Source organism: Sinorhizobium terangae (genome assembly GCF_009601505.1).
GTDB lineage: Bacteria > Pseudomonadota > Alphaproteobacteria > Rhizobiales > Rhizobiaceae > Sinorhizobium > Sinorhizobium terangae.
In genome coordinates this window covers 13151-36384 of the sequence record NZ_WITC01000120.1, presented here as the reverse complement: position 1 = coordinate 36384, position 23234 = coordinate 13151, and the positions used below count along the sequence as shown (strand labels likewise).

The window sequence follows — 23234 nt, the reverse complement described above, 5'->3', positions numbered from 1 at the left end:
CACGTGTATCAGCCTCCGATGCGCCTGAAATCCGATATCTTCGTGTCCTCCTTGCTGCGCCGCGTCTTTGCCGTCGGTGGCTATGCCGCCGTGCTGCGCAAGGGTGCGCAAGAGGCCGGCGCGATCTTCATTCGCCAGCGCTCGCGGTTGGGGATCGAGACCCTCTACGCGCCCGCGCCGCAGAACTTCTTCGAAGATGAGGCCGATACGGGCCGCAAGTTCGAGATACGATTGCAGAATACGGAAGCGCATCACGTCGACAGCGCGCTTTCCTCCGAGATTCGCTTCGATCCTGATTGCTGGATTGTCGAAATCGAACTGGACGATTGCGACGGTCTGTTCGAGGTCGTGGACGACGACGTCGATCGCCGGCGATAAGCAAGGCGCGGGCGATGTCAGGGTTAGCGCCGCCCGAACCCTCGCATGGGCTGGGTCGTGCCCTGATGAGCGACGGCTGGACGGGCCTCTTGCTGGCGAGGGTCGGCGCCACGATTGTCGGCGAAATGGGCTTCGTAGCGGGCTGGCTCGGCGGCACCCTGGCCATCCGCACGCAGCCAGGCCTCTACCCGTTCGACGCTCGCTTTCTTCGCAACGGACTCAACCAGGGCGGTGGCGCGAGTGCCGCCGCCGAGCCTCTCGGAAAGGTGCGGATAAAGCGCCTCGAGCAGAGGTCTAGTCTCGCCGGCTGGGAACTCAAGTGCAGAAAGGGTTGCGGCGAGTTGCCGGCCTGAAATGTCGAGCAGGATCCGCTCCGCAAGCGCTCGACTCGATCGCAATGCGTCGGCGAGAGCCGTAGCGAAGAGAACCGCTTCGCCACTGCGGGCAAACCGCATGAGCAACGCCTGGTGCAACTCGTCGATCGGCCGAATTCGCGACGTGCCTTCTCGCGGCTCCGCCCGCACCAATGCCTTGATTTCCTCGCGCAGCTTGTCTTCGCGGGCGATGCGATCGGAGGAAGCGCTGCCCCCGGCTGACGGCGATGGACGTACGGCGTTCGGCTCCGGCTGATTCACGCCGGATTGCCCGCCGGGATACACGGACTGGTGGTGTTCGACTAACGCATCGACGACCGAGGGCGAAAGGTTTTCCCGGTGCGCGATCGCGCTGGCATGGGCCGGTCCCTGCCGACGGATGATGGAAACCAGCACGCGATCGGAAACTGCTTTCGATCGGGTCAGAAAGGTGGCGGCGATGGAAATCGGCATGCTGCCGATCAGCAGGGCGACGGGTTCGGGCACCTGTGCACATTGCGAAAGCGCGGCGGCCGCCTGCCGGCGGGCTTCGTCGCTTGATCCGAGGAAAAGCGGTTCAAACAGCTCGGCAAACTGCTTCATATCCGACTTGCGCGGGACGCGAAGGCTCTCGAAGCCGGTGACGGTCGCCATCAGCACGACGTCCTTCAGTCGGCCCGTTTGCGGCCTTTCCAACTCACGAAACCGGTTCGTCACAATTTATCCTTGCACGCAAAACACGACCGCCATCGGCGATGGCCCGGAACGGCACACGTCATCAAAAATAGATCTAAAACGTTAGCGTAGCATTAACTATGGACGTTGGGGCTTTATTCAGGCTTGCGGCACTGTCGTGGCGAAGCGGAATTTTCCTTGATCCACAGAAGTCGGGCGCCCGGGCTGCTTTCAGCCATAAAAACTCCACATGCACTTCTATGTGATCCGCAAATCGGCGAAGCGCTGGTGCCAGCCGAAGGGGCCGGAGGTAGGCCCTCTATGGAGATAGATCTGTGAAAGATGCGTTTTTTCGGGCAGCCATTGTTTGTGCGCTTCTGCTCGTCCCGGCGGTAGCCGATGCTGCGGAAGGTTTTTCCACCGCCAATGTCAACATGCGATCGGGGCCGAGCACACGCTATCCGGCCGTGACCGTCATCCCGGCCGGCGAACCGGTGGAAATCCACGGCTGCCTGGCGGACCTGCCCTGGTGTGATGTTTCCTTCTATGGTGGCCGCGGTTGGGTTGCCGGCCGCTATGTGCAAGCTGCCTACCGCAGCCGGAGGGTTTATCTGGAGCCGGAATATTACCGCCCGCTTGGCATTCCCACGGTCGTCTTCCAGTTCGATCGTTACTGGGATCGCAACTACCGGGGCCGCGACTTCTATCGTGACCGTGACCGCTGGCGCCGTGGTCCCGACTGGGCAGAGGATCGGGACCGGCGTGAATGGCGGCGCGACGATGAAATGCGCATGGTTCCGGTGTGTGGTTTCGACAACGCCTCGTGTGAGAACGACTGACGCGCCGTGCGATCTTTCGCCGGCGGGCCGCTGGAAGATCAGGGTGCGAAACGCAGGTAGTGAGAACGGCTACAGATGGTACCGAGAGGGCGGGCGGCAATTGCCGCCCGCCCTTTTTCGTCGGTCTATTTGCGTCGCCTCGCGGGAACCAATCCTGCCTGGGTGCGTTGACATCGCGCGAAGATAAGGGAGCGACGAAATGGCGGAGAAGAAACTGGCAGCCGTCGCGGCGGAAGCGGATGCTGAAGCACGCACTGCGAGCGCGCAGGCGGAAGTGGAAGCGCAGATTGCTGACCTCAGAACGGAGATTGCTCGGCTAACGGAGACGGTTTCAGCCATCAGCACCGGGGCAAGGGCCGTCGTGCAGGGGGAGGCGGAGTTGATGACGGAGCGCGTCCGTGAACGCGTTCGCGACGAACCGATATCGAGCCTGTTGACGGTCGCGGGTGTTGCGTTCCTTTTCGGGCTGCTTGCGAGACGCTGAGCGCTCCAACTCAAGACACCGGGATAGCGCACCAAAATGGGGGAAGCACGATGAGATTAAGATAGTGTTAACTAGGCTATGGCTCAATCAGGATGGACCGGCTATCATCGGTCCGGCATCTGATGTGAACCGAAACAACGTCCGGGTCACCGGAAGAAGGAGCAAATGAGAACGGCGCGTCTGTCCAGGGAATGTGGTCTTTGGAAAATGCGTCAGCCCGAGGGCGGGCAGGGTGAAATCGGTACGGTAGTTCATCCGTCTCATGGAAATCTGGAGACGAGCATGGCAGACGTAATCAGAATGCAGGACCGGAGGGTTCAAAAGCCGCGAAGGCGGCCCGTGAAATCGGGCAGTGCCACTGTGCTGTTGTTTACAGGTATCCGCTACGAGCGTCTCGATGGCCGAGGGCCACAGCCCAACGCACCAGCCGGACGGCGGATCAAGAAGCAGTAGTTTAATTTGTAGCGTGCGGCACTGCCGCCCACGCGGGTGCGGCCGCGCGACTTAAGTCGTCACTTCAAAGCCCGGGATGCCGGGCGCCTCCACCGACCTTCGAGCATAATGCCATCCGGAATGCCCGGTCGATGTCGGACTCGGGTTTTGCCTGCGATAACGAGGCACCGACAATGCCGGCCGTATCGCGTCAACGCCGGAAGGGCTCGCAACTCGACTCCGTCAGGAAATTGCGAACCTGTTCCTCGAAGCTGTCGAGCGGGGCAAGAGCCCGCAGAACCGCATAGCCCTCATCGTCCTTCATCTCGATCATGATGGACTGAGCCAGCGTTTCGGGGGGCGATTTGCGCAATTCGACCAGTTGGATAGGCGTGGCGACGACCAGGTCGAGACTGCCGTTGACGGCCGTGTGGTCGTTCATGCTGAACACCTCGTTCGAGTTGCTGTCGAAGACGGAAAGCGACCAGAACGGCACCGCGCCGCGGGCGATGAAGCGCGCCGGCGCCTCGGCGATCGAAAAGCTGCAGACGGCGGTTCGCAGATAGGGGTCGCTGTTGTCGAGCCCGGTTGCCCCCGGCTCGGCCGTCAACGGGAAGAAGCTGTCCATCTCGAGGAGGCCGAGCACGCGCGTATAGGCGTCCCGGCCGGTGAATTGCGGCAGGGCAAGCACGATAATGATATGCAGCAGGGCCGCGCCAAACAGGCCGACGAGAATGGCGAACAGCGTGCTACGCATTTCCGCATCCCGTCTTGACGATTTTCGGCATCGCAAGATCGATCAACCCCGAGGAGCCGGCAGTCGGGGTATCGAGCAGGGTCAGGACAAGCTTGAAGCTGCCGCCGTGGCGGATGGCGAGCCAGTTTTCCGGCTGAGCGAAAGGCGAGGCGTGGACGACGAAACTGCTGTCTTCGGCGCGCAGCACCGTCCAGGAGTTCACCGCCGACGGCAGGTCCGGTCCGGCCCGCAAGGTCATGCCGTCGGATGTCGTCGCATAGAGGGTCCAGAAACGGGCCGGCGGCGTTATGCCCGAAATATCGTAGGAGCAGGCAGCCGAAAGGCGGGCGCCGCTGTCGTCGGTCGCCGCGGTGAAAATCAGCCCTTCCGCGCCTCCAAAGAGCAACTCGCCGGCGCGGGCGCGATGCGCCTTGGCGTAGGGGTCCGCCGCCGCCGTCTGTGCCTCGGGGAACGCGACCCAGGGGCCGATCGCGATTGAGCCGAAACCGACGGTCGCCTTCAGCGCCCAGACGGCCGAAGTGATCCCGCCGCCAAAGGCGACGATCAGAGCGAGAGCGACGAGGAGGGGGATGCGAAACAAGGAGCGGCTCTATCGTATCTCGTTTGCCTGGCAATTTGCGAAAGCCACGCGGCGTGATCGCTACGTTCGTCAGGGAACGGATTTTTGGCTACAAAGTCAATTGTTTGTGGCATTCGTCGTAACGCGGTCCGGGGAGTTCGTCGTCGGCGTCTCAAGCACTGCGACCCTGCCGGAGTTCTTTTCGGGTGCTTTGAGCGGAGAGGCTTTTTCGAACGTTGCGCCGATCGCTTTCAGCAGCCTGGTCACCTCGGCAGAGAGAGAGCGCGGGCGAACGAGCGGCGGAAGGGCACTTTCATCGGGCTTTGCATCCGCCACTGCCTCCGGCTTCTTGGTGGCGCCGGGAAGCGGGTTGTCTATGCCGGGGATCGCGCGATGCTCGATGCCCTGCTCTGCATAATCCATCAGCCGTTTGAAGGTCATGGCCGGCAACGAACCACCGGTCATCTCGTTCGTCGATGTATAGTCGTCATTGCCGAACCAGACAGCCGTCGTATAGTCGCCGGTGAAGCCGATAAACCAGGCATCGCGATAGGCCTGCGTAGTGCCCGTCTTGCCGCCGGTGATGATGCCGTTGTCGAGGGCCGCGCGCCGCGCGGTGCCAATCACCGGAATCTGCGTCAGAATGCGGTTCATCGACGAGACCGCCTGCTCGCTTAGAACCCGTTGCGGCGGAGGCGCATCGCGGCCGAAATCGTAAAGGATGTCGCCGTCGTAGTTGAGGATCTGGCTGATGCCATGTCGCCGCGCCTGCAGGCCGCCCGCAGGAAAGACGGCGTAGGCCGTCGCCTGGTCGAGCACGGTCACTTCGGAGGTGCCGAGCGGCATGGTTTTGTCGGTGCGGATGGGCGTTTCGACGCCCATCTTCTTTGCGGTGGCGGCAATGATCTCGGTGCCGAGCTTGTCCTTGGCGAGACGGACAGGGACGGTATTGATCGATCTCGCCAGCGCGTTCATCAAGGTAACCCGACCGGCATACTTGCGGGCGTAATTCTGCGGCGACCAGCCGCGCCAGGTGATCGGCGCATCGACGACCACCGTCTCCGGGGTCATGCCCTTTTCCATCGCCGCGGCGTAGGTATAGACCTTGAAAGAGGAGCCCGGCTGCCTCAGCGCCCTTGTTGCCCGATTGAACTGGCTTTCGCCATAGTCGCGCCCGCCGACCATAGCACGTACGGCACCGCCATTTTCCACCATGACCAGAGCGCCCTGCTTCACCTCATAACTTTCGCCATACTGCCGGAGGCTTGACTCGACCGACTCCTCGGCCGCTTGTTGCAGGCCCATGTCGATCGTCGTGCGCACGATCAGCGAGTGCTGCGCGAAGGGGGCGGCGACACGCTGGACTTCGTCAAAGGCCCAGTCGAGGAAGAAGTCGGGCGCCTTGACTTGGGCGCGGTCGACCACGGTCGCGGGATTGAGGCGGGCGGCAATCACCTGGCCCTCAGTCATCAGGCCGCCCTGAACCATGTTGGTGAGAACCTCGTTGGCGCGGCCGCGTGCGGCCGGCAGGTTCACGTGCGGCGCATAGCGCGCCGGGGCCTTGAAAAGGCCGGCGAGCATGGCGGATTCGGCGAGATTGATGTCGGTGATGGCCTTGCCGAAATAGAATTGCGAAGCCGCAGCCGCCCCAAAAGTGCCGCCGCCCATATAGGCGCGATCAAGGTAGAGGCGCAGGATTTCCTTCTTTGACAGGTTGCATTCCAGCCAGACGGCGAGGAAGGCCTCCTTGATCTTGCGCTCGATCGTGCGTTCGTTCGACAGGAACAGGTTTTTGGCAAGCTGTTGGGTGAGAGTCGACCCGCCCTGGACCACGCCGCCCGCCCGGGCATTCTCGGTCATGGCGCGTGCCAGGCCGAGAAAATCGATGCCCCAGTGATCGAAGAAACGCCGGTCCTCGGTGGCGAGCACTGCCTTGATGAGATGGTCCGGCAATTCGTCGATTGGGGCCGAGTCTTCATGGATGATGCCGCGGTGTCCGATCTCATTGCCGTAACGGTCGAGGAAGGTCACCGCAAAGTCGCTCTGGGCGCGCCAATTGCCCTTGGTTTCCTCGAATGCCGGCAAGGCCAGAGCCAGCATCAGCACCGAGCCCGCAGTCCCCCACGTCGCCGCTTCGCCAAGCAGTTCGAAAACCGCCCTCTTCCAGCCGCGTACGCGAAAGCGCCGGAAGAAGATCGTCGTGTCTTCCCACCATTCGCCCAGCCGGAATCCGGCATTCCACACCGTCGAGTCGATCCAGGAATCGATTCTGAGAAAGATGTGTCGCCTCTTCGGCCGGTTGTCCTCTTTCTTCGGTTCCTGCACGGCGTTCTCGTCTCGAAGGTTCGCTTGCCCATAATGATATTTGCACGAGGCGAGTTTCCAATCTACTTGCATATCGTGCTGCCGGCCTTAAAAAACCGGCAATTTTCTGCGAATGTTCCATGTTGGCATGGAACGGACGAAAGTGTGACATGATGGGCGAAATGCCTTTCTGGAAAACCAAAAGCCTTGAAGAAATGAGCAATGCCGAGTGGGAAAGCCTTTGCGACGGCTGTGGGCTTTGCTGCCTGAACAAGCTCGAGGACTGGGATACGGGCGAGATCGCCTGGACGTCGATCCGCTGTACTCTGCTCGATGGTGAAAGCTGTCGCTGCAAGGATTACGACAACAGGCAGGCGACTGTACCTGATTGCATCCAACTGACGCCGAAGGTGGTTCATGAGATCTCATGGCTGCCGCCGACCTGCGCTTACAGGCTGATCGGCGAGGGGAGGGACCTCTACTGGTGGCATCCTCTCGTCTCCGGCGACCCGGAAACCGTCCATGCGGCCGGCATATCCGTGCGCGGGCGCACGGTCGCCGAGGACGGTATCGATGTCGAGGATTATGAGGACTACCTGGTTACCTGGCCGCTGGAAGTTGGACTGGAAACGGCCCGCTAATGCATGTCGCCCAAAAGTGTGCATCGGTTTTGGACAAGGACATAAAAGCAAAGACCGCGTGAGTCCGATTGAACGCCAGGTGCTTTAGCGACCGTAGTGGAGCGGCCCGAAAGGTGAGGCCAGGATCAAGCGCCGCCGTTCTTCTTCACGAGGCTTTTCGGCGCGACGTTGCGCCATGCGGTTTCCATCGACTGCCGGACAAGCGCCTCGTCGGCGTCGGCGAAATAGAGCGAGGTCCAGCCGCGCTCTCCCCAGCCGCCGGGCACGGCGGCGCAAAACCCGGGCTCCATTTCCAGCAACATGCGCTGTTGATCGGGGGTGAATTTGAAGACCGCGCGACCTGCCTCCGGCAAGGACATGAAAATCCGCTTGCCCACGCGAAAATCCCGCGTTCCGAAATGGGCATTCTCTTGCGTTCCGGGCAGGCTGAGCGCCAGCCTTTCGAGCTCTTCGGTCAGCATGGCCGAAGAGTAGCATGGAATTGTGGAATGGTAAAAAGGCCGCAAAGGCTGCGTCATCGACGATCAGCAAGAGTTGCGACGCCGTTTTGGTGGGGTGGCACCGCTGTAGAACCGCGTTCTTTCAGCGGTGCCGGAACATCATTCTGCAGGCGGAACGGGCTTCTGTGCAGCCTCGCCAGCCGTGCGCATCTCGCGCCACTCGTTCTCGAAGCGATCGAGAAGGGATTGCGGAATCCTGGATTGCGGTAGTGCGGGCTGTTTGTTCGCGAGCGTCTGCATCCGTTTCTCCCGGGTTCATGATGGTTGAAGGATGCGAGGACCATTCCACATCGTAAATACTTTGTAAATCAGTGGCTTAAATCATTTAAACGATTGAAAATTCTTTAAATCGATTAATGTTCGATTGATCCACAAATTTGTTCGTGAACTCGTTGCCGGGTGAAATCGCTGCTCTCGGAGCCGGCAGCGGCGCAGGTGGAAACGTTCGCATTTTCAAATGCTTGAACAAGGACATGGATTCGCGTTCGGAGATCGCCGCTTCACCTCTGAAGGATCGGACTCAAGTCTTGAGAAAACGGCCGCAAGCCGCTCGGAAGAATCGCGAATTCAGGAAGGATTAAAGCCCCGGGTGGGTGGTCCGACCTCCAGAAGGGGCGATCGCGGTTCTTGTGGCGGATGTTCGTGAGCATTCTCCCGCGAAGATCTAATGAACCACTGTCCGTGGCGTGCGACGCCGTTGACGTCGTGCGAACTTTTGCAAGCGGGGGAATCGCTGCAATCTACGGTCGTTCTCCCGTGACGCCGGAGCAGGTGCGGCATCCGACATTCATTTGCCATTCAGCCTGTATCAGTTAATGATTTTCGCCATGATGCTTCCCAAGTCGAAAGTGCGTTCATGTCTTCACCAGTGATCATAGCCGCGCTTGCCGCAGGCCTAGCGGGCATGTCGCTGCCTGCCATCAACGTGCCTTCGGCTGTTGTCCGCGCGGCTGGCGATTGCAGCGCTGCCGCCGCGCAAGTGGTTGCCGAGACGGGTGGAGAGTTGCTCTCCGCCCAGCCGACATCCGACGGCCAGTGCGTGATCACGGTGCTCATCCCGGGCAACGGTGGGCGGCCGAAGAAGGTGACGGTGAAGGTGCCGATGTAGGCTGCTTGCGGGCAACCTACGAGCAAGGGAAATGAACGCAGATGCGCATACTTATAGTCGAGGACGACGCCAACCTGAACAGGCAGTTGGCGGACGCGTTGAAAGAAGCCGGCTACGTCGTCGATCAGGCCTTCGACGGCGAGGAGGGCCACTATCTTGGCGACGCGGAACCCTATGACGCGGTAATCCTCGACATCGGCCTGCCGGAGATGGACGGCATTACCGTTCTCGAAAAGTGGCGCGGCGACGGCAAGACCATGCCGGTCCTGATTCTGACCGCGCGCGACCGCTGGAGCGACAAGGTGGCCGGTATCGACGCCGGCGCTGATGATTATGTCGCCAAGCCCTTCCATGTGGAGGAGGTTCTTGCCCGTATCCGCGCATTGATCCGCCGGGCCGCAGGCCATGCGAGTTCTGAGATCGTTTGTGGTCCGGTGAGGCTCGATACCAAGGGCTCCAAAGCGACCGTTCGCGGCGTGCCGCTGAAGCTCACGTCACATGAGTTCCGGCTGCTCTCCTACCTGATGCACCATATGGGGCAGGTGGTTTCGCGTACGGAACTGGTGGAACACATGTATGATCAGGATTTCGACCGGGACTCCAACACGATCGAAGTGTTCGTCGGCCGGTTGCGCAAGAAGATCGGCAACGACCTGATCGAAACGGTCCGCGGCCTCGGATATCGCATGCAAGCGCCCGGCAATGGCAATTAGATCACTCACGGCCCGCGTACTGGCGGTTTCGACCGTTTGGGCCGTCGTCGCCCTCGTTGTGATCGGAGTGGTTATCTCCGCGCTGTACAGGCAGGGGTCTGAGCGCGGCTTTCAGGATCTGCTGCGCGCACAGCTTTACAACGTTATCAATTCGATCTCCGTCAACGAGAAGGCCATTCTGACCGGAAGCCCGCAACTCGGCGACCTCCGCTTCTCCCAGCCCCAAACCGGATGGTACTGGATCGTCGAACCGATCGGCGAATTTGATACGCCGCCGCTGCTGTCGACGTCGCTCGGCTCCGCAAAACTGCCGATCGCCAGTGTCGACGAGGTTCCCTTCGATATTCGCTACGAGCGCTTCTACACGACCATGGATCCGTTCGGAAACGAGGTCGAGGTGGCCGAAACCGAGGTCGTCCTCGATATTCAGGGCCATGCCGCCCGCTTCCGCGTCGCGGGCAATCGCGATGTGCTGGAGGCGGATATCGATCGCTTCACCCGCAATCTCACCATCGCGCTGTCGATCTTCGGTCTCGGCGGCCTTGGCGTCAATGCATTGACCATTCTGTTCGGTCTCAGGCCGCTTGACCAGGTGCGCCGCTCGCTCGAAAAGATCCGCGCGGGCGAGAGCGAGCGCCTGGACGGTGCTTTCCCGCGTGAGATCCAGCCGCTTGCCAACGAGGTGAACGCGCTCATCGACAGCAATCGCCGCATCATCGAGCGGGCGCGCATGCAGGTCGGCAACCTTGCCCATTCCCTGAAGACGCCAATCGCCGTTCTGCTTAACGAAGCGCGTGTACTGGAAGTACCGCACGGGGAATTGGTGAAGACGCAGGCCGATGCCATGCAGACCCAGGTGCAAATCTATCTCAGCCGCGCGCGGATCGCCGCGCAGCGGGGCTCGATCCTCGCCAGAACCGAGGCCCAGCCCGCGCTCGAACGGCTTGTCCGGGTGATGCGCCGCCTCAATCCCGAAAGGCAGTTCAGCCTGTCGATCAATCCACCTGGTTTGATATTGGCGATGGAGCAGCAGGACGTCGAGGAGACGGTCGGCAATCTGCTCGAAAACGCCGCGCGGCATGCACGCGACCATGTCTCGTTAACTGTCCGGCCCGCCCCGGAAGACGTGCACGGCAAGGACCACGGCCGGCACTGGATCGTACTCGATGTCGATGACGACGGCCCGGGGCTCGACCCCGACCAGATCGCCTTGGCAATGAAGCGTGGCAAAAGGCTCGATGAGAGCAAGCCCGGCACCGGGCTTGGACTTTCGATCGTGAGCGAGATTGTCGGAGAATACCAAGGCACGATCGAGCTTTCGCGGCGCGATGAGGGAGGATTGCGGGCCCAACTCGTTCTGCCTGCTGCGGTTTAGCGGCCACACACGGGCCGAAAATGCCGATCCCCAAGTGGGTGTGGTTGCCTGATGCGTTGGGGAGTGCCAAAAGAAATCGACAGGGTGCCACCTGTCCGCCACCGGATGCGCGGGAAGGCGGATACGGTTGTTCGCGGTAGAGTTGAGTTGTCGGGGGATCATGAGGAACCACGCAGTAATGACACGAGCCTTTGTCGCCAGCGGTAGGATCGCGGTCATCGCGTCTGCCGTCGCACTGGCGGGTTGCGGCACGGCATCGAACGGCCAGCGTGGGGCCGTCTCCGGTCTTTCTGCGACCGCAACGCGAGGGGCGTCGTCGACGGCCTATATATCCGCGCTGCAGGGTGGTGTCATTGCGCGCATCGAGGGCATCGATCTCGGCAAGTCCGATCGGCAGAGGGCACTGGAGGCGGAGTACCGGGCGCTGGAGGCCGCACCAGGCGGGCAGCCGGTCGTATGGGAGGGGCGCGGCGTCAGCGGTTCCGTCGTCGCCGCGGCACCCTATCAGGTCGGCTCGCAGAATTGCCGGCAATACAGCCACACGGTGACCGTGAAGGGACAGCAGACGACGGCACGCGGAGCGGCGTGCCGCAATCCCGATGGAAGCTGGACGCCACTCACATAAGCTCGCCGCGTCACTTCGGTGACGCGCCTTCGGCCGTCAAGCCGGCGAAACACGCGGGCGACCTTGCGGCGAAACGCCTCAAATCTCCGTCATTGCCTGTTTTCGAGTTGGAATGGCACGGGGCTCATAGTATTTCCCCTCCATGTTGTTTTGGATCCTCGTCGCTATTTTGACGGCGGCAGTTGCTGTCGTGCTCGTTCTCCCGCTGATGCGGGCAACGGCGCCGCTTTCGTCTCCACACAGCCATGACATCGAAGTTTATCGCGACCAGCTCGAGGAAGTGAAGCGGGATCAGAAGTCCGGCCTGATCAGCGGCGAGGACGCGGAACTCGCGAGCGCCGAGATCGCGCGCCGGCTGCTTGCGGCAAGCGCCGCGGACGCGCCCATCGAGCAGAGCGGTTTGAAATCTCTGCGCTCGAATCGCATCGCGCAGCTCTTCGTTCTTGTCAGTCTTCCCGCCGTGGGGCTTTTTGTCTATCTCGTCACCGGCAGTCCCGGCGTGCCGGCGCAACCGCTTGCGGCCAGACTTGCCAATCCGGGCGACGACATCAACATTTTGATCGCGCGGGCCGAGAACCATCTTGCGGCAAATCCGGGCGATGGCCAGGGCTGGGATCTGCTGGCACCGATCTACATGCGCAGCGGACGGGTAGAGGACGCCATTGCCGCTTACGACCAGGCGATTCGCCTGCTCGGACCGACACCCGCCAGACTCGGGGGTTATGCGGAGGCCTTGATCGTGCAGTCCGGCGGCCTTGTGACGGCCGATGCGCAGGAAGCCTTGAAGAAGTCGCTTGCCCTCGACCCCAACGACCCGCGCTCGGAATTCTATCTGGCTCTTGGTCTCAAGCAGGAGGGTAAGCAGCAGGATGCGCTCGCCGCGTTCCGCAGGCTTGCCGGCAATTCTCCTGCCGACGCGCCCTGGGTGCCATTGGTGAACCAGCACATCGCGGAGCTCTCCGCTGGTCAAGCGCCCGCCGGCAATACGATGCCCGCAAACCCGACATCCGAGGATATGGCGGCTGCCGCGCAGATGGACGCTGGCGATCGCCAGGCCATGGTCCGCGGCATGGTCGACAGCCTGTCGAGCAAGCTGAAGGAAAACCCCGCGAACTTTGAAGGATGGATGCGCCTGATCCGTTCCTACGTTGTGCTTGATCAAAGAGACGAGGCGCGCGACGCTCTACAGCAAGGGCTGAAGGCGTTCCCGGCCACCGGGGATCAGGGAAAGCAGTTGCTGGCTCTCGGCCGCGAACTCGGGATCGAGGCGGGCGGAGAAGAAAAATGACACGCAAGCAGAAACGGTTGGCGATCATCGGCGGTGGCGTTGGCTTCTTGATGGCCGCCGTCTTGCTGGTGATGTTCGCCTTCAGCCAGGCGGTCGCCTACTTCTATGTTCCGGGTGATCTCGCCAAGGCAGGCCTTGCGCCGGGAACGCGCATTCGCCTCGGCGGCCTCGTCGAAAGCGGCTCGCTCAAGCGTGGCGAGGGCAAGACCGTGACCTTCAACGTGACCGATACGCTGGGAACGGTACCGGTGACCTATACCGGCATCCTGCCCGACCTCTTCCGCGAGGGACAGGGTGTGGTGGCCGAGGGTGCATTTGTTGCAGGCAGCCCGGTGTTTGTCGCGGATACGGTGCTTGCCAAGCACGATGAAACCTATATGCCGAAAGACGTTGCAGACCGCCTGAAGGCCCAAGGTGTTGCGCTCGGCGGCAAGGAAAACATTCAATGATCATCGAGCTCGGACATTATGCCCTGGTGCTGGCACTCGCGACCGCGCTCGTCCAGGCGATCTTGCCGATCGCCGGAGCGCGGCTCGGTGACCGCGCGCTGATGGAACTCGCCTCGAGCGCTGCACTTGTCTGCGCCTTGCTCGTTGCCTTCTCCTTTGCGGTGCTGACCTTTGCCTACGTGACCTCCGACTTCTCCGTGCGCAACGTCTGGGAGAATTCGCATTCGCTCAAGCCCTTGATCTACAAGATTTCCGGTGTGTGGGGGAACCACGAGGGGTCGATGCTGCTGTGGCTGCTGATCCTCGTCTTCTTTTCCGCTCTCGTGGCGTTGTTCGGCCGCAACCTCCCGGAAACGCTGAAGGCAACCGTGCTCGCCGTACAGGCTTGGATCGCGGCCGCCTTTGCGCTCTTCATCCTGCTGACGTCCAATCCCTTTGCTCGCCTCATCCCGGCACCGGGCGAGGGCAAGGACCTGAACCCGGTGCTTCAGGATGTCGGCCTCGCCATCCACCCGCCGCTGCTCTATCTCGGCTATGTTGGTTTTTCCGTCTGCTTTTCCTTTGCAATCGCGGCGCTGATCGAAGGCCGCATCGACGCGGCCTGGGCGCGTTGGGTGCGTCCATGGACGCTTGCCGCCTGGATCTTCCTGACGGCGGGCATCGCCATGGGCTCCTACTGGGCCTATTACGAACTCGGCTGGGGCGGCTGGTGGTTCTGGGACCCGGTTGAAAACGCCTCCTTCATGCCGTGGCTTGCAGGCACGGCGCTGCTGCACTCGGCACTGGTGATGGAAAAGCGCGAGGCGCTGAAGATCTGGACCGTGCTGCTGGCGATCATGACCTTCTCGCTGTCGCTGCTCGGCACCTTCCTCGTCCGTTCGGGCGTGCTCACGTCGGTGCACGCTTTCGCCACCGATCCGACGCGCGGCATCTTCATTCTCGCCATTCTCGTTGTCTTCATCGGTGGCGCGTTTTCACTCTTCGCGCTCCGGGCCTCGCGTCTCAAGTCCGGCGGGCTTTTCGCGCCGATCTCGCGCGAGGGAGCCCTCGTTCTCAACAACCTCATTCTCACGACGGCGGCGGCGACCGTGCTCACCGGCACGCTCTATCCCCTGGTGCTCGAGGCCCTGACGGGGGAAAAGATTTCGGTTGGCGCACCGTTCTTCAACATGACCTTTGGTCTGTTGATGCTGCCGCTGCTTTGCGCAGTTCCCTTCGGTCCGCTGCTTGCCTGGAAGCGCGGCGACCTCACCGGCGCTGCCCAGCGTTTGTTCGTCGCAGCCGCGGTCGGCCTCCTTGTCGCTGCGGCCTATTACTACGCAATGAATGGCGGCCCGGTAATTGCCCTCCTCGGCATTGCGCTCGGCGTCTATCTGATCGTGGGCGCGCTGACCGATCTCATTCTGCGCTCCGGTATCGGCAAAGCGGCCGGCAGCGTTGCCTGGAAGCGGCTCTCGGGCCTGCCGCGCTCTGCCTTCGGGACGGCGCTCGCCCATGCGGGACTCGGCGTCACATTGATCGGCATCGTCGCCGTCACCGGCTTCGAGACCGAGACGGTTGTCGAGATGAAGCCGGGCATGACGGTGGACGCCGGTGGCTATACCCTGCGCTTCGACGGCATGCGCCCAGGGCGCGGGCCGAACTATACCGAGGAAACCGGGCATTTCACCGTCAGCCGGGGCGGCGTGGCGGTCACGGAAATCTCGTCGTCGAAGCGGCTTTATACGGCGCGCCGGATGCCGACCACGGAAGCCGGAATTCGGACCTTCGGCCTCAGCCAGCTCTATGTATCCCTCGGCGATCAGATGACCGACGGCGGAATTGTCGTGCGTGTCTGGTGGAAGCCGCTGATCCTTTGCATCTGGGGCGGGGCGCTGGTCATGATGGCGGGCGGCGTTGTCTCGCTCAGTGACCGCCGCCTGCGGGTTGGCGCGCCGACGCGCGCAAGAAGGGCCGCACGGCTCGCCTTGGGGGCAGCCGAATGATCCGCCTGCTGCTTGCGCTTTTCCTTTGCCTCGCTTCTGTGCTGCCCGCTTTGGCGGTCAATCCGGACGAGGTGCTTGCCGATCCGGCACTCGAAGCGCGCGCACGGGCGATCTCGGCCAAGCTTCGCTGCATGGTCTGCCAGAACCAGTCGATCGACGACTCCAATGCCGAACTTGCCAAGGATTTGCGGGTGCTGGTGCGCGAACGGTTGACGAATGGCGACACGGACGAAGCGGTGATTGCCTATGTCGTCTCCCGCTACGGTGAGTTCGTCCTGTTGAAGCCGCGCTTCGAGGCAAAGACTGTCATCCTCTGGGGCATGCCCGTCATCCTGCTTCTTTGCGGTGGCGTTGCCCTCGTCGTGGCTGCGCGCCGACGCAGCGCCGGTATGCCCGGCACGCCGCTTTCCGACAAGGAAAGGGAAGAGCTGGACAAGCTTTTGAGGTCCTAGGGCTTCTTTCCCCAGATGCCCCGGACCTCGAAAACGGGGTTTTGATACCGAAGGATAATTCAGGATGCTGAGGCGGATTTCGCCTAGTCGAAACGAGATATCGCGCCTTACTGCACGGCGCTGAGCAGTCTCTCTCCCGCTTCCGTGCGAACATTACCAAATATTCATCTGTCGGACAGAACTCAGTAAGGTCCCATCCGTTACACCTTTCATCATCGGCTGTTCCTCCAATCACAGCCAGGCGAGCAGTTCCCCGAACGCCAAATACCGCTTCGGGAGTGCTCGTGGTCAAGGTTTTGAAGCCGCATGCCGATTGGCGATGGCTTCAAGGAAGAGAGAAGGCAAAAGCGAATGTCCAAGATCACACGTCCATCCCTGAAGACGGTTCTGAAAACCTCCACCGTCGCCGGTCTCGCGGCGGTCATGCTGACCAGCGGCCTGCCGGCTCAGATTTCGCAGTCCTTCGCCGAGGCGGTGAAGGCAGAGGCTCCCTCGGTCCCGAGCTTCGCGAATGTCGTCGACGCGGTTTCGCCGGCCGTCGTTTCCGTTCGCGTGCAGTCGCGCGTGAACACTTCCGAAGATGAATCCAGCAACTTCAGCTTCGACTTCGGCGGCCGCGGCCTCGAAGATCTGCCCGATGATCATCCGCTGAAGCGCTTCTTCCGCGAATTCGGCGGCCCGCGCGGCGACGATCGTGCCGAGCGTCGGTCTGATCGCCGTGGTCCGCGCGACGAGGGTCGCCTTCGCCCCCGCGGCCAGGGTTCCGGTTTCTTCATCAGCGAAGACGGTTACCTGGTGACCAACAACCACGTCGTTGCCGATGGCTCCGCCTTCACGGTCATCCTGAACGACGGAACGGAGCTGGATGCCAAGCTGGTCGGCAAGGACAGCCGTACTGACCTTGCAGTACTCAAGGTCGACGACAAGCGGAAGTTCACCTACGTGAGCTTCGCGGACGACAGCAAGGTGCGCGTCGGCGATTGGGTCGTTGCGGTGGGCAACCCGTTTGGCCTCGGCGGAACCGTGACGGCCGGTATCGTCTCGGCTCGCGGCCGCGACATCGGCTCTGGCCCCTATGACGATTACCTGCAGGTCGACGCTGCCGTGAACCGCGGCAACTCCGGTGGTCCGACCTTCAACCTTTCGGGTGAGGTTGTCGGCATCAACACCGCTATCCTGGCCCCCTCGGGCGGTAATGTCGGCATCGCCTTCGCGATCCCTGCATCCGTTGCCAAGGACGTCGTCAACGATCTCATGAAGGACGGCACCGTCTCACGCGGCTGGCTTGGCGTTCAGATCCAGCCGGTAACCAAGGATATCGCCGATTCACTCGGCCTCTCCGAGGCAAGCGGCGCTCTGGTCGTAGAACCGCAGGCCGGTTCTCCGGGAGAAAAGGCCGGGATCAAGAAGGGCGATGTGGTGACGGCACTGAACGGTGAGCCGATCAAGGATCCGCGCGATCTGGCCCGCAAGGTGGCGGCGCTGCGTCCGGGCTCTTCTGCCGACGTGACGCTTTGGCGCGAGGGCAAGTCGCAGAGCGTCAAGCTCGAAATCGGCAACCTGCCAAGCGACACGAGCGACTCCGCGCAGCCGAAGGACGAGCGGTCCGAGCAGCAACCGCCAGCCAGCGATGAAGCGCTTGCCGGTCTCGGTTTGACGGTGACACCTTCCGAGGACGGGACTGGCGTGACAATCGCCTCCGTCGATCCGGACTCGGATGCCGGCGACCGTGGTCTCAAGGAAGGCGAGAAGATCGTCACGGTCAACAATCAGGATGTGAAGTCGGCGGACGACATCCTCAAGGTGATGAACAACGCCAAGAAGGAGGGGCGGACCAAGGCGCTCTTCCAGATCGAATCCGGCGAAGGTAGCCGCTTTGTCGCGCTCCCGATCGATCAGGGTTGATGTCGCGACTATCGAAGGATTGGAGCGGGTCGCCCGCCCCAATCCATTCTGACCGATCACGGTGAATGGATCGGCACAATCCGAAAATCACCATGATCCAAGGGCGCCGCGACATCCGAGTGATTTCGCGGCGTTTCTCCGTCCGGCCGAAGCGACGGTTGCCATGGCGCTGTTGCATGATTGCGTGGATCGAAAATCATGCAGCAATTCAAAGCGCTACAGCGACCATTGCGCGTCTCGTGAGACGGGCGGCGCTGGAGGTGTCGGAACCGAAACCGGTTGAGATAGATAGGGATCCGGGACTATGGTCACGCGCATGAAGATTCTGATTGTTGAAGACGACCTTGAGGCAGCCGCGTATCTGGCGAAGGCATTTCGCGAGGCCGGAATTGTTTCCGACCACGCCAGCGATGGCGAAAGCGGGCTGTTCATGGCGAGCGAGAACGCCTATGACGTGCTGGTCGTCGATCGTATGCTGCCACGCCGCGACGGTCTGTCGCTGATCACCGAATTGAGACGGCGCGACATCCACACGCCCGTTCTCATCCTTTCGGCGCTCGGCCAGGTGGACGACCGCGTCACGGGCTTGCGCGCCGGCGGCGACGATTATCTTCCGAAGCCTTACGCTTTCAACGAGCTTCTCGCTCGGGTGGAGGTACTCGGTCGCCGCAAGGGCGCGCCCGAACAGGATATGGTCTACCGCGTCGGCGACCTCGAACTGGACCGGCTCGCTCACTCGGTTCGACGGCAGGGCAAGGAGATCCCGTTGCAGCCACGCGAATTCCGGCTGCTCGAATACCTCATGAAGAATGCGGGCCAGGTCGTGACGAGGACGATGCTGCTTGAAAACGTGTGGGATTACCATTTCGATCCGCAAACCAATGTCATTGACGTGCACGTCTCGCGTCTGCGCTCGAAGATCGAAAAGGACTTCGACATGCCGCTCCTGAGGACGGTGCGTGGCGCCGGCTACATGATCAAGGACGACCGGACTGAGACATGAGCAAACTCAGGGTTCTGTTCAGAACGACGGCAGTCCGGCTCTCCGCACTCTACCTTGTTCTCTTTTCCCTCTGCGCGGTCTTCCTCGTCTTCTACGTGACAGGTATGTCCGAGCGCCTGCTGGAGCAGCAGACGCGCGATGCCATCGCCGCCGAAGTGGGTCAGATCGAAGCCGTCTATGAGCGCGCCGGCATGAATGGCCTGCTTCGCTCGCTCGAACGGCGTGCACGCCAGCCGGGCGCAAATCTTTATGTGATCGCCGGCCCGAGCGGAGAAATCCTCGCCGGCAACGTGGCTGGTCTGCAGCCGGGCCTGCTCGACGACGAAGGCTGGAAGTCGGAGCCGTTTCGTTACCGGCGGTTCGCCGACGAAAGCCGCGGGGAGAGCCACGTGGCGCTTGCCCAGGTTCTGCTGCTTGACAACGGTCTCAGGATTCTCGTCGGTCACGACCTTCAGGAGCCGGAGAAGTTTCGCGTGCTCGTGCGACAGGCCTTGGTCGTCGCCCTTGGCGTGATGGGGCTCGGTGCCCTCGTCATCTGGTTCGGCATTGGCCGCAACGCGCTGAAGCGTATCGACCGAATGTCCGAGGCCAGCACGAAGATCATGGCGGGCGATCTCTCGCAGCGTCTGCCGACGAGCGGTTCGGGCGACGAGTTCGACCGGCTGTCGGAATCGCTCAACGCGATGCTCGGGCGGATTGAGAAGCTCAACGAAGGGCTGAGACAGGTCTCCGATAACATTGCGCACGATCTCAAGACTCCGCTGACGCGCTTGCGCAACAAGGCCGAAGCTGCACTCTCCAGCAAGGGGGACAGTGGCCAAAGTGGCGCGCTTGAGGAAATCATCGCCGAGTCGGACCAGTTGATCCGTACGTTCAACGCGTTGCTGATGATCTCCCGGGTCGAGGCGGGTTCCGCCGTCGCCGAAATGAGCGATGTCGACCTCTCCCAGATCGTCGCCGATTGGGTCGAGCTTTACGAACCGGCGGCTGAAGACAATGCCTTGAAGCTGGAAGCGGATATCCTGCCGGGCGTCGTGATCTCGGGCAATCGCGAGTTGATCGGACAGGCGCTGGGAAACCTGATGGACAATGCGATCAAATATGCCGAGGGAGCAGCAAATCCTCTGATCCGGGTGGCGATGACGAAGAGCGGCAATGAGGCGGTGCTGACGGTCGCCGATCACGGCCCCGGCATCCCCGAAGACATGTATCGCGAAGTGCTGAAGCGCTTTGTCCGTCTGGATGAAAGCCGCTCGAAGCCCGGGACCGGTCTTGGTCTCTCGCTTGTCGAGGCAGTGATGGAGATGCATCGAGGCTCGCTCACGCTCAGTGCGACCGAGCCGAACACCGAGGATGGCAAAGGATTGACGGTGCGCATGGTTTTCCCGGCTCGTACAACCTGATAGACCGGTCATGAGATCGGGAGGAGGTGTTGATGCTGGAAACGGACGAGCGGCGTCTGGCCGATATCGAAGTGGTTCCGATCCGTCCGACAAGCCAGGCGGATGCAAAGGCCGCCTTGTCCGTTTTGAAGGATGTCGCCAAAGGACACGATCGCATCGCCGATTTGCTGGCGTCCAATGGGCCGCTCAAGGACTTCGTCGTCTCGGCGCTCGCGCTCTCGCCGTTTTTAAGGGACACGACTGGCAGCCATCCGGCGATTCTCGAAGATCTGCTCGCCACGCCTCTGTCCGAATTCCTGAAGCGCCGGATCGAGGCAGCCCGGTCAGCCGGGCAACCCGAGCCGACGACCGCTGCCCTGCCGGATGGGGAAATCATGTCCAGGCTGCGCAGGGCAAAGCGCGAAATGGCCTTCGCCGTCGCACTGGCGGATCTGTCGCGGCTTTTCGACGGTCGGGAAACCACGCGCTGGCTAAGCGATTTCGCGTCTGCCGCCGTCGCCGCCGCGATCGATCACCTGCTCCTTGGCGCCCATGAAAGCGGCAAGCTCAAACTAAAAGACGCGTCGGAGCCGAGCGTCGGCTCAGGGGTTGTCGTTCTGGGGATGGGGAAGCTCGGTGCTTGCGAACTCAACTATTCCTCCGACATTGACCTCGTCATCTTCTATGATCCGCAGTCCGGCATCATTGTCGACCGGGACGACGCTTCGGAAATCTTCGCGCGTCTGCTGAGGCGCTTGATTCGCATCCTGCAGGAACGGACGGGCGACGGTTATGTCTTCCGCACGGATCTGCGCCTGCGCCCCGATCCGGGCTCGACGCCGCTCGCGATCTCGATCGAAGCGGCGATGCTCTACTACGAGAGCAGGGGGCAGAACTGGGAGCGTGCCGCCTTCATCAAGGCGCGACCGGTTGCCGGCGACCTGGAGGCCGGCGAGCGTTTCCTGCGGGAGCTGACACCGTTCGTTTTCCGCAAATACCTCGACTATGCGGCCATTGCCGACATTCATTCGATCAAGCGACAGATCCACGCGCACAAGGGACATGGCGAAATCGCCGTCAAGGGCCACAACATCAAGCTCGGTCGCGGCGGCATCCGCGAGATCGAGTTTTTCGTCCAGACGCAGCAATTGATCGCCGGCGGCCGCATGCCCGAGCTTCGGTTGCGCGCAACGGAGCCGATGCTGCAAGCACTGGTGAAGGCCGGATGGATCGATCAGTCGACCGCCGATGAGCTCGTCGATGCCTATTGGTTCCTGCGCAACGTCGAGCACCGGATCCAGATGGTGCGCGATGAACAGACGCACGTCCTGCCGGAAACGGAGGCAGATCTCAAGCGGATTGCCTACATGCTCGGCTTCGAGGATACCGCTTCCTTCTCAACGGAGCTGTCGCGCGTGTTGCGGACGGTTGAGCGACGTTATGCGCAGTTGTTCGAGCAGGAGGCAAAGCTTTCGACCGAGACCGGAAATCTGGTCTTCACCGGACAACAGGACGACCCGGACACGCTGGAGACCCTCAAAAGGCTCGGCTTCCAGCGCCCGTCCGACATAGCGAGGACGATTCGCACGTGGCACTACGGGCGCTATCGGGCAACGCAGTCGGTGGAAGCGCGCGAGCGGCTGACCGAGCTGACGCCGGAGCTCCTGCGTGTATTCGGCGAAAGCAGGCGGGCTGACGAGGCACTGCTGCGGTTCGACCATTTCATTTCCGGTCTGCCGGCAGGTATCCAGCTCTTTTCGCTGCTCGGCAACAATCCGAGGCTCCTGTCGCTGATCGTCAACATCATGTCGTCTGCCCCTCGGCTGGCGGACATCATCGCCGCAAGACCTCATGTCTTCGACGGCATGCTGGATCCGGGGCTGCTCGCGGAGCTGCCGACACGGGAATATCTCGCACCGAGGATCGCAAATTTCGTTGCTGGCGGCCGTCACTACGAGGAGGTGCTGGACCGCCTGCGCATCATCGCCGCCGAACAGCGTTTCCTGATTGGCATAAGGCTATTGACCGGTGCCATTTCCGGCATCCAGGCAGGGCGCGCTTTCACCGATCTAGCCGACCTCATCATCGCCGCGGCGCTCGACGCGGTGATGGAGGAAGTCCGCGCGGCGCATGGACGCTTTCCCGGGGGCAGGGTCGCCGTCGTCGGCATGGGCAAGCTCGGCAGCCACGAGTTGACGGCCGGCTCCGACGTCGATCTCATCCTGCTCTACGACTATGACGGCGACGCGGGGCAGTCCGACGGCGCCAAGCCGCTCGATCACGTGCGCTATTTCACCCGGCTGACGCAGCGGCTGATCGCGGCGCTTTCCGCACCGACCGCCGAGGGCATTCTTTACGATGTCGACATGAGGCTGCGGCCGTCGGGGAACAAGGGGCCCGTGGCGACCCGCATCACGGCCTTCGCCAAATACCAGCGTGGAGAGGCCTGGACCTGGGAACACCTGGCGCTGACGCGCGCACGCTGTATCTGCGGCGATGAAAGCCTGATCAGCGAGGCGGAAGCGATTTTCGGCGAGGTCCTTTCTCAAAAGCGTGACATCGGGAAGGTCCGCAAGGACGTGGAGGAGATGCGCGACCTGATCGACAAGGAGAAGCCGCCGAACGACATCTGGGATTTCAAACTCATTCCCGGCGGCCTTGTCGATATCGAGTTCATCGCGCAATACCTCGCCCTGATTGCGCCGGCAAAAGGCGTGACGCCGCCGCCGGCGGGCACGCACACGCTTGAAGCGTTGAAGAGCCTCGGCGCGGCCATGATGGATGCGAACGATCTGGATGTAGCCGTCGACGCGTTGACGCTTTTCACCGAAGTCTCGCAGATCGTGCGCCTCTGCATCGACGGGGATTTCGACCCGAAGGATGCCCCCGCTGGCCTGGTCGATCTCGTTTGCGGGGCAGGGGACTATCCGGACCTGAAGCACCTCGAGGCGGATATCCGAAGCCTCTCGAAAGCGGTCCGTGGGATTTTCCAATCCGTCGTCGTTCAGTGAACGGCAATGCGTCGTC

The 23234-nt window shown here is 61.9% G+C and carries 21 protein-coding genes and 1 pseudogene; 16 read left to right on the top strand and 6 right to left on the bottom strand.

What is annotated here, in order from left to right; genetic code table 11:
* Positions 1–18 precede the first annotated feature (18 nt).
* Complete coding sequence (locus GHK62_RS27485; RefSeq protein ID WP_153442253.1) at positions 19–378, top strand: DUF1491 family protein; 360 nt, start codon at positions 19–21, stop codon at positions 376–378.
* A 23-nt stretch (positions 379–401) separates the two neighbouring features.
* Here the strand turns inward: GHK62_RS27485 and GHK62_RS27480 are convergent, their stop codons facing one another.
* Positions 402–1448, bottom strand: a complete 1047-nt coding sequence (locus GHK62_RS27480; protein WP_380784857.1) for a DUF2336 domain-containing protein — start codon at positions 1446–1448, stop codon at positions 402–404.
* A 293-nt stretch (positions 1449–1741) separates the two neighbouring features.
* Here GHK62_RS27480 and GHK62_RS27475 point away from each other — a divergent pair.
* Together GHK62_RS27475 and GHK62_RS27470 are read left to right on the top strand one after the other, a co-directional pair.
* Positions 1742–2182, top strand: a pseudogene (locus tag GHK62_RS27475) (SH3 domain-containing protein); the annotation flags it as partial.
* A 262-nt stretch (positions 2183–2444) separates the two neighbouring features.
* Positions 2445–2729 carry a hypothetical protein gene (locus tag GHK62_RS27470; protein WP_153442110.1) on the top strand — a complete coding sequence of 95 codons (285 nt, stop codon included), beginning with the start codon at positions 2445–2447 and terminating at the stop codon, positions 2727–2729.
* 643 nt (positions 2730–3372) lie between these two features.
* On the opposite strand, the gene GHK62_RS27460 is transcribed toward GHK62_RS27470, so the two are convergent.
* The 3 genes from GHK62_RS27460 to GHK62_RS27450 all read right to left on the bottom strand — a co-directional run bounded on the left by GHK62_RS27460 (position 3373) and on the right by GHK62_RS27450 (position 6874).
* Positions 3373–3918, bottom strand: coding sequence for a DUF1254 domain-containing protein (locus GHK62_RS27460; RefSeq protein WP_153442109.1), 546 nt, complete (start codon positions 3916–3918; stop codon positions 3373–3375).
* Positions 3911–4498 carry a DUF1214 domain-containing protein gene (locus tag GHK62_RS27455; protein ID WP_153442108.1) on the bottom strand — a complete coding sequence of 196 codons (588 nt, stop codon included), beginning with the start codon at positions 4496–4498 and terminating at the stop codon, positions 3911–3913. Before GHK62_RS27455 ends, GHK62_RS27460 begins: the two co-directional genes overlap by 8 nt.
* Positions 4499–4594: 96 nt before the next feature.
* Positions 4595–6874, bottom strand: a complete 2280-nt coding sequence (locus GHK62_RS27450; protein ID WP_153442107.1) for a transglycosylase domain-containing protein — start codon at positions 6872–6874, stop codon at positions 4595–4597.
* Between the two features lie 80 nt (positions 6875–6954).
* On the opposite strand from GHK62_RS27450, the gene GHK62_RS27445 reads away from it, so the two are divergent.
* A complete protein-coding gene (locus tag GHK62_RS27445) occupies positions 6955–7422 on the top strand; it encodes a YcgN family cysteine cluster protein (RefSeq protein ID WP_153442249.1) in 468 nt (155 codons plus the stop codon).
* A 125-nt stretch (positions 7423–7547) separates the two neighbouring features.
* On the opposite strand, the gene GHK62_RS27440 is transcribed toward GHK62_RS27445, so the two are convergent.
* Both GHK62_RS27440 and GHK62_RS33770 read right to left on the bottom strand, forming a co-directional pair.
* Entirely contained in the window at positions 7548–7883 is a 336-nt protein-coding gene (locus tag GHK62_RS27440; protein WP_153442106.1) for an MmcQ/YjbR family DNA-binding protein, read from the bottom strand.
* Positions 7884–8021: 138 nt separating this feature from the next.
* A complete protein-coding gene (locus GHK62_RS33770; RefSeq protein WP_167528379.1) occupies positions 8022–8162 on the bottom strand; it encodes a hypothetical protein in 141 nt (46 codons plus the stop codon).
* Positions 8163–8778: 616 nt separating this feature from the next.
* Between GHK62_RS33770 and GHK62_RS27435 the strand changes: the two genes are divergently transcribed.
* The 12 genes from GHK62_RS27435 (at position 8779) to GHK62_RS27380 (ending at position 23218) form a co-directional block, all read left to right on the top strand.
* Entirely contained in the window at positions 8779–9030 is a 252-nt protein-coding gene (locus tag GHK62_RS27435) for a hypothetical protein (RefSeq protein ID WP_153442105.1), read from the top strand.
* Positions 9031–9071: 41 nt separating this feature from the next.
* Complete coding sequence (feuP, locus tag GHK62_RS27430; RefSeq protein ID WP_136504056.1) at positions 9072–9743, top strand: two-component system response regulator FeuP; 672 nt, start codon at positions 9072–9074, stop codon at positions 9741–9743.
* Positions 9733–11118, top strand: a complete 1386-nt coding sequence (locus GHK62_RS27425) for an ATP-binding protein (protein WP_153442104.1) — start codon at positions 9733–9735, stop codon at positions 11116–11118. Before feuP ends, GHK62_RS27425 begins: the two co-directional genes overlap by 11 nt.
* Positions 11119–11296: 178 nt before the next feature.
* Positions 11297–11743, top strand: coding sequence for a hypothetical protein (locus GHK62_RS27420; RefSeq protein ID WP_153442103.1), 447 nt, complete (start codon positions 11297–11299; stop codon positions 11741–11743).
* Positions 11744–11885: 142 nt separating this feature from the next.
* Entirely contained in the window at positions 11886–13031 is a 1146-nt protein-coding gene (gene ccmI, locus GHK62_RS27415) for a c-type cytochrome biogenesis protein CcmI (RefSeq protein WP_153442102.1), read from the top strand.
* Positions 13028–13480: a cytochrome c maturation protein CcmE gene (gene ccmE, locus GHK62_RS27410; protein WP_153442101.1), complete on the top strand. Its 453-nt coding sequence runs from the start codon at positions 13028–13030 to the stop codon at positions 13478–13480. The genes ccmI and ccmE overlap by 4 nt, the downstream gene beginning before the upstream one ends.
* Complete coding sequence (locus GHK62_RS27405; RefSeq protein ID WP_153442100.1) at positions 13477–15465, top strand: heme lyase CcmF/NrfE family subunit; 1989 nt, start codon at positions 13477–13479, stop codon at positions 15463–15465. Before ccmE ends, GHK62_RS27405 begins: the two co-directional genes overlap by 4 nt.
* Positions 15462–15917: a cytochrome c-type biogenesis protein gene (locus tag GHK62_RS27400; RefSeq protein ID WP_153442099.1), complete on the top strand. Its 456-nt coding sequence runs from the start codon at positions 15462–15464 to the stop codon at positions 15915–15917. The genes GHK62_RS27405 and GHK62_RS27400 overlap by 4 nt, the downstream gene beginning before the upstream one ends.
* 351 nt (positions 15918–16268) lie before the next feature.
* Positions 16269–17822, top strand: a complete 1554-nt coding sequence (locus GHK62_RS27395) for a Do family serine endopeptidase (protein WP_153442098.1) — start codon at positions 16269–16271, stop codon at positions 17820–17822.
* Positions 17823–18126: 304 nt separating this feature from the next.
* Positions 18127–18825 (top strand): response regulator transcription factor, encoded by a 699-nt coding sequence (locus GHK62_RS27390; RefSeq protein ID WP_153442097.1) that lies wholly within the window; start codon positions 18127–18129, stop codon positions 18823–18825.
* Positions 18822–20228 (top strand): sensor histidine kinase, encoded by a 1407-nt coding sequence (locus GHK62_RS27385; RefSeq protein ID WP_153442096.1) that lies wholly within the window; start codon positions 18822–18824, stop codon positions 20226–20228. Before GHK62_RS27390 ends, GHK62_RS27385 begins: the two co-directional genes overlap by 4 nt.
* A 32-nt stretch (positions 20229–20260) precedes the next feature.
* On the top strand, positions 20261–23218 hold the full coding sequence (locus GHK62_RS27380; protein ID WP_153442095.1) for a bifunctional [glutamine synthetase] adenylyltransferase/[glutamine synthetase]-adenylyl-L-tyrosine phosphorylase: 2958 nt from the start codon (positions 20261–20263) through the stop codon (positions 23216–23218).
* The last annotated feature ends 16 nt before the right edge of the window (positions 23219–23234 follow it).

Excerpts from the sequence above, each read along its gene's own strand:
- GHK62_RS27385 (WP_153442096.1), top strand. The coding sequence starts at position 18,822 with ATGAGCAAACTCAGGGTTCTGTTCAGAACGACGGCAGTCCGGCTCTCC.
- ccmI (WP_153442102.1), top strand. The coding sequence starts at position 11,886 with ATGTTGTTTTGGATCCTCGTCGCTATTTTGACGGCGGCAGTTGCTGTC.
- GHK62_RS27405 (WP_153442100.1), top strand. The coding sequence starts at position 13,477 with ATGATCATCGAGCTCGGACATTATGCCCTGGTGCTGGCACTCGCGACC.
- GHK62_RS27485 (WP_153442253.1), top strand. The coding sequence starts at position 19 with ATGCGCCTGAAATCCGATATCTTCGTGTCCTCCTTGCTGCGCCGCGTC.
- GHK62_RS33770 (WP_167528379.1), bottom strand. The coding sequence starts at position 8,162 with ATGCAGACGCTCGCGAACAAACAGCCCGCACTACCGCAATCCAGGATT.
- GHK62_RS27470 (WP_153442110.1), top strand. The coding sequence starts at position 2,445 with ATGGCGGAGAAGAAACTGGCAGCCGTCGCGGCGGAAGCGGATGCTGAA.
- ccmE (WP_153442101.1), top strand. The coding sequence starts at position 13,028 with ATGACACGCAAGCAGAAACGGTTGGCGATCATCGGCGGTGGCGTTGGC.
- GHK62_RS27450 (WP_153442107.1), bottom strand. The coding sequence starts at position 6,874 with ATGCAAGTAGATTGGAAACTCGCCTCGTGCAAATATCATTATGGGCAA.
- GHK62_RS27400 (WP_153442099.1), top strand. The coding sequence starts at position 15,462 with ATGATCCGCCTGCTGCTTGCGCTTTTCCTTTGCCTCGCTTCTGTGCTG.
- GHK62_RS27390 (WP_153442097.1), top strand. The coding sequence starts at position 18,127 with ATGGTCACGCGCATGAAGATTCTGATTGTTGAAGACGACCTTGAGGCA.
- GHK62_RS27380 (WP_153442095.1), top strand. The coding sequence starts at position 20,261 with ATGCTGGAAACGGACGAGCGGCGTCTGGCCGATATCGAAGTGGTTCCG.
- GHK62_RS27460 (WP_153442109.1), bottom strand. The coding sequence starts at position 3,918 with ATGCGTAGCACGCTGTTCGCCATTCTCGTCGGCCTGTTTGGCGCGGCC.
- GHK62_RS27435 (WP_153442105.1), top strand. The coding sequence starts at position 8,779 with ATGTCTTCACCAGTGATCATAGCCGCGCTTGCCGCAGGCCTAGCGGGC.
- GHK62_RS27420 (WP_153442103.1), top strand. The coding sequence starts at position 11,297 with ATGACACGAGCCTTTGTCGCCAGCGGTAGGATCGCGGTCATCGCGTCT.
- GHK62_RS27445 (WP_153442249.1), top strand. The coding sequence starts at position 6,955 with ATGGGCGAAATGCCTTTCTGGAAAACCAAAAGCCTTGAAGAAATGAGC.
- feuP (WP_136504056.1), top strand. The coding sequence starts at position 9,072 with ATGCGCATACTTATAGTCGAGGACGACGCCAACCTGAACAGGCAGTTG.
- GHK62_RS27395 (WP_153442098.1), top strand. The coding sequence starts at position 16,269 with ATGTCCAAGATCACACGTCCATCCCTGAAGACGGTTCTGAAAACCTCC.
- GHK62_RS27425 (WP_153442104.1), top strand. The coding sequence starts at position 9,733 with ATGGCAATTAGATCACTCACGGCCCGCGTACTGGCGGTTTCGACCGTT.
- GHK62_RS27440 (WP_153442106.1), bottom strand. The coding sequence starts at position 7,883 with ATGCTGACCGAAGAGCTCGAAAGGCTGGCGCTCAGCCTGCCCGGAACG.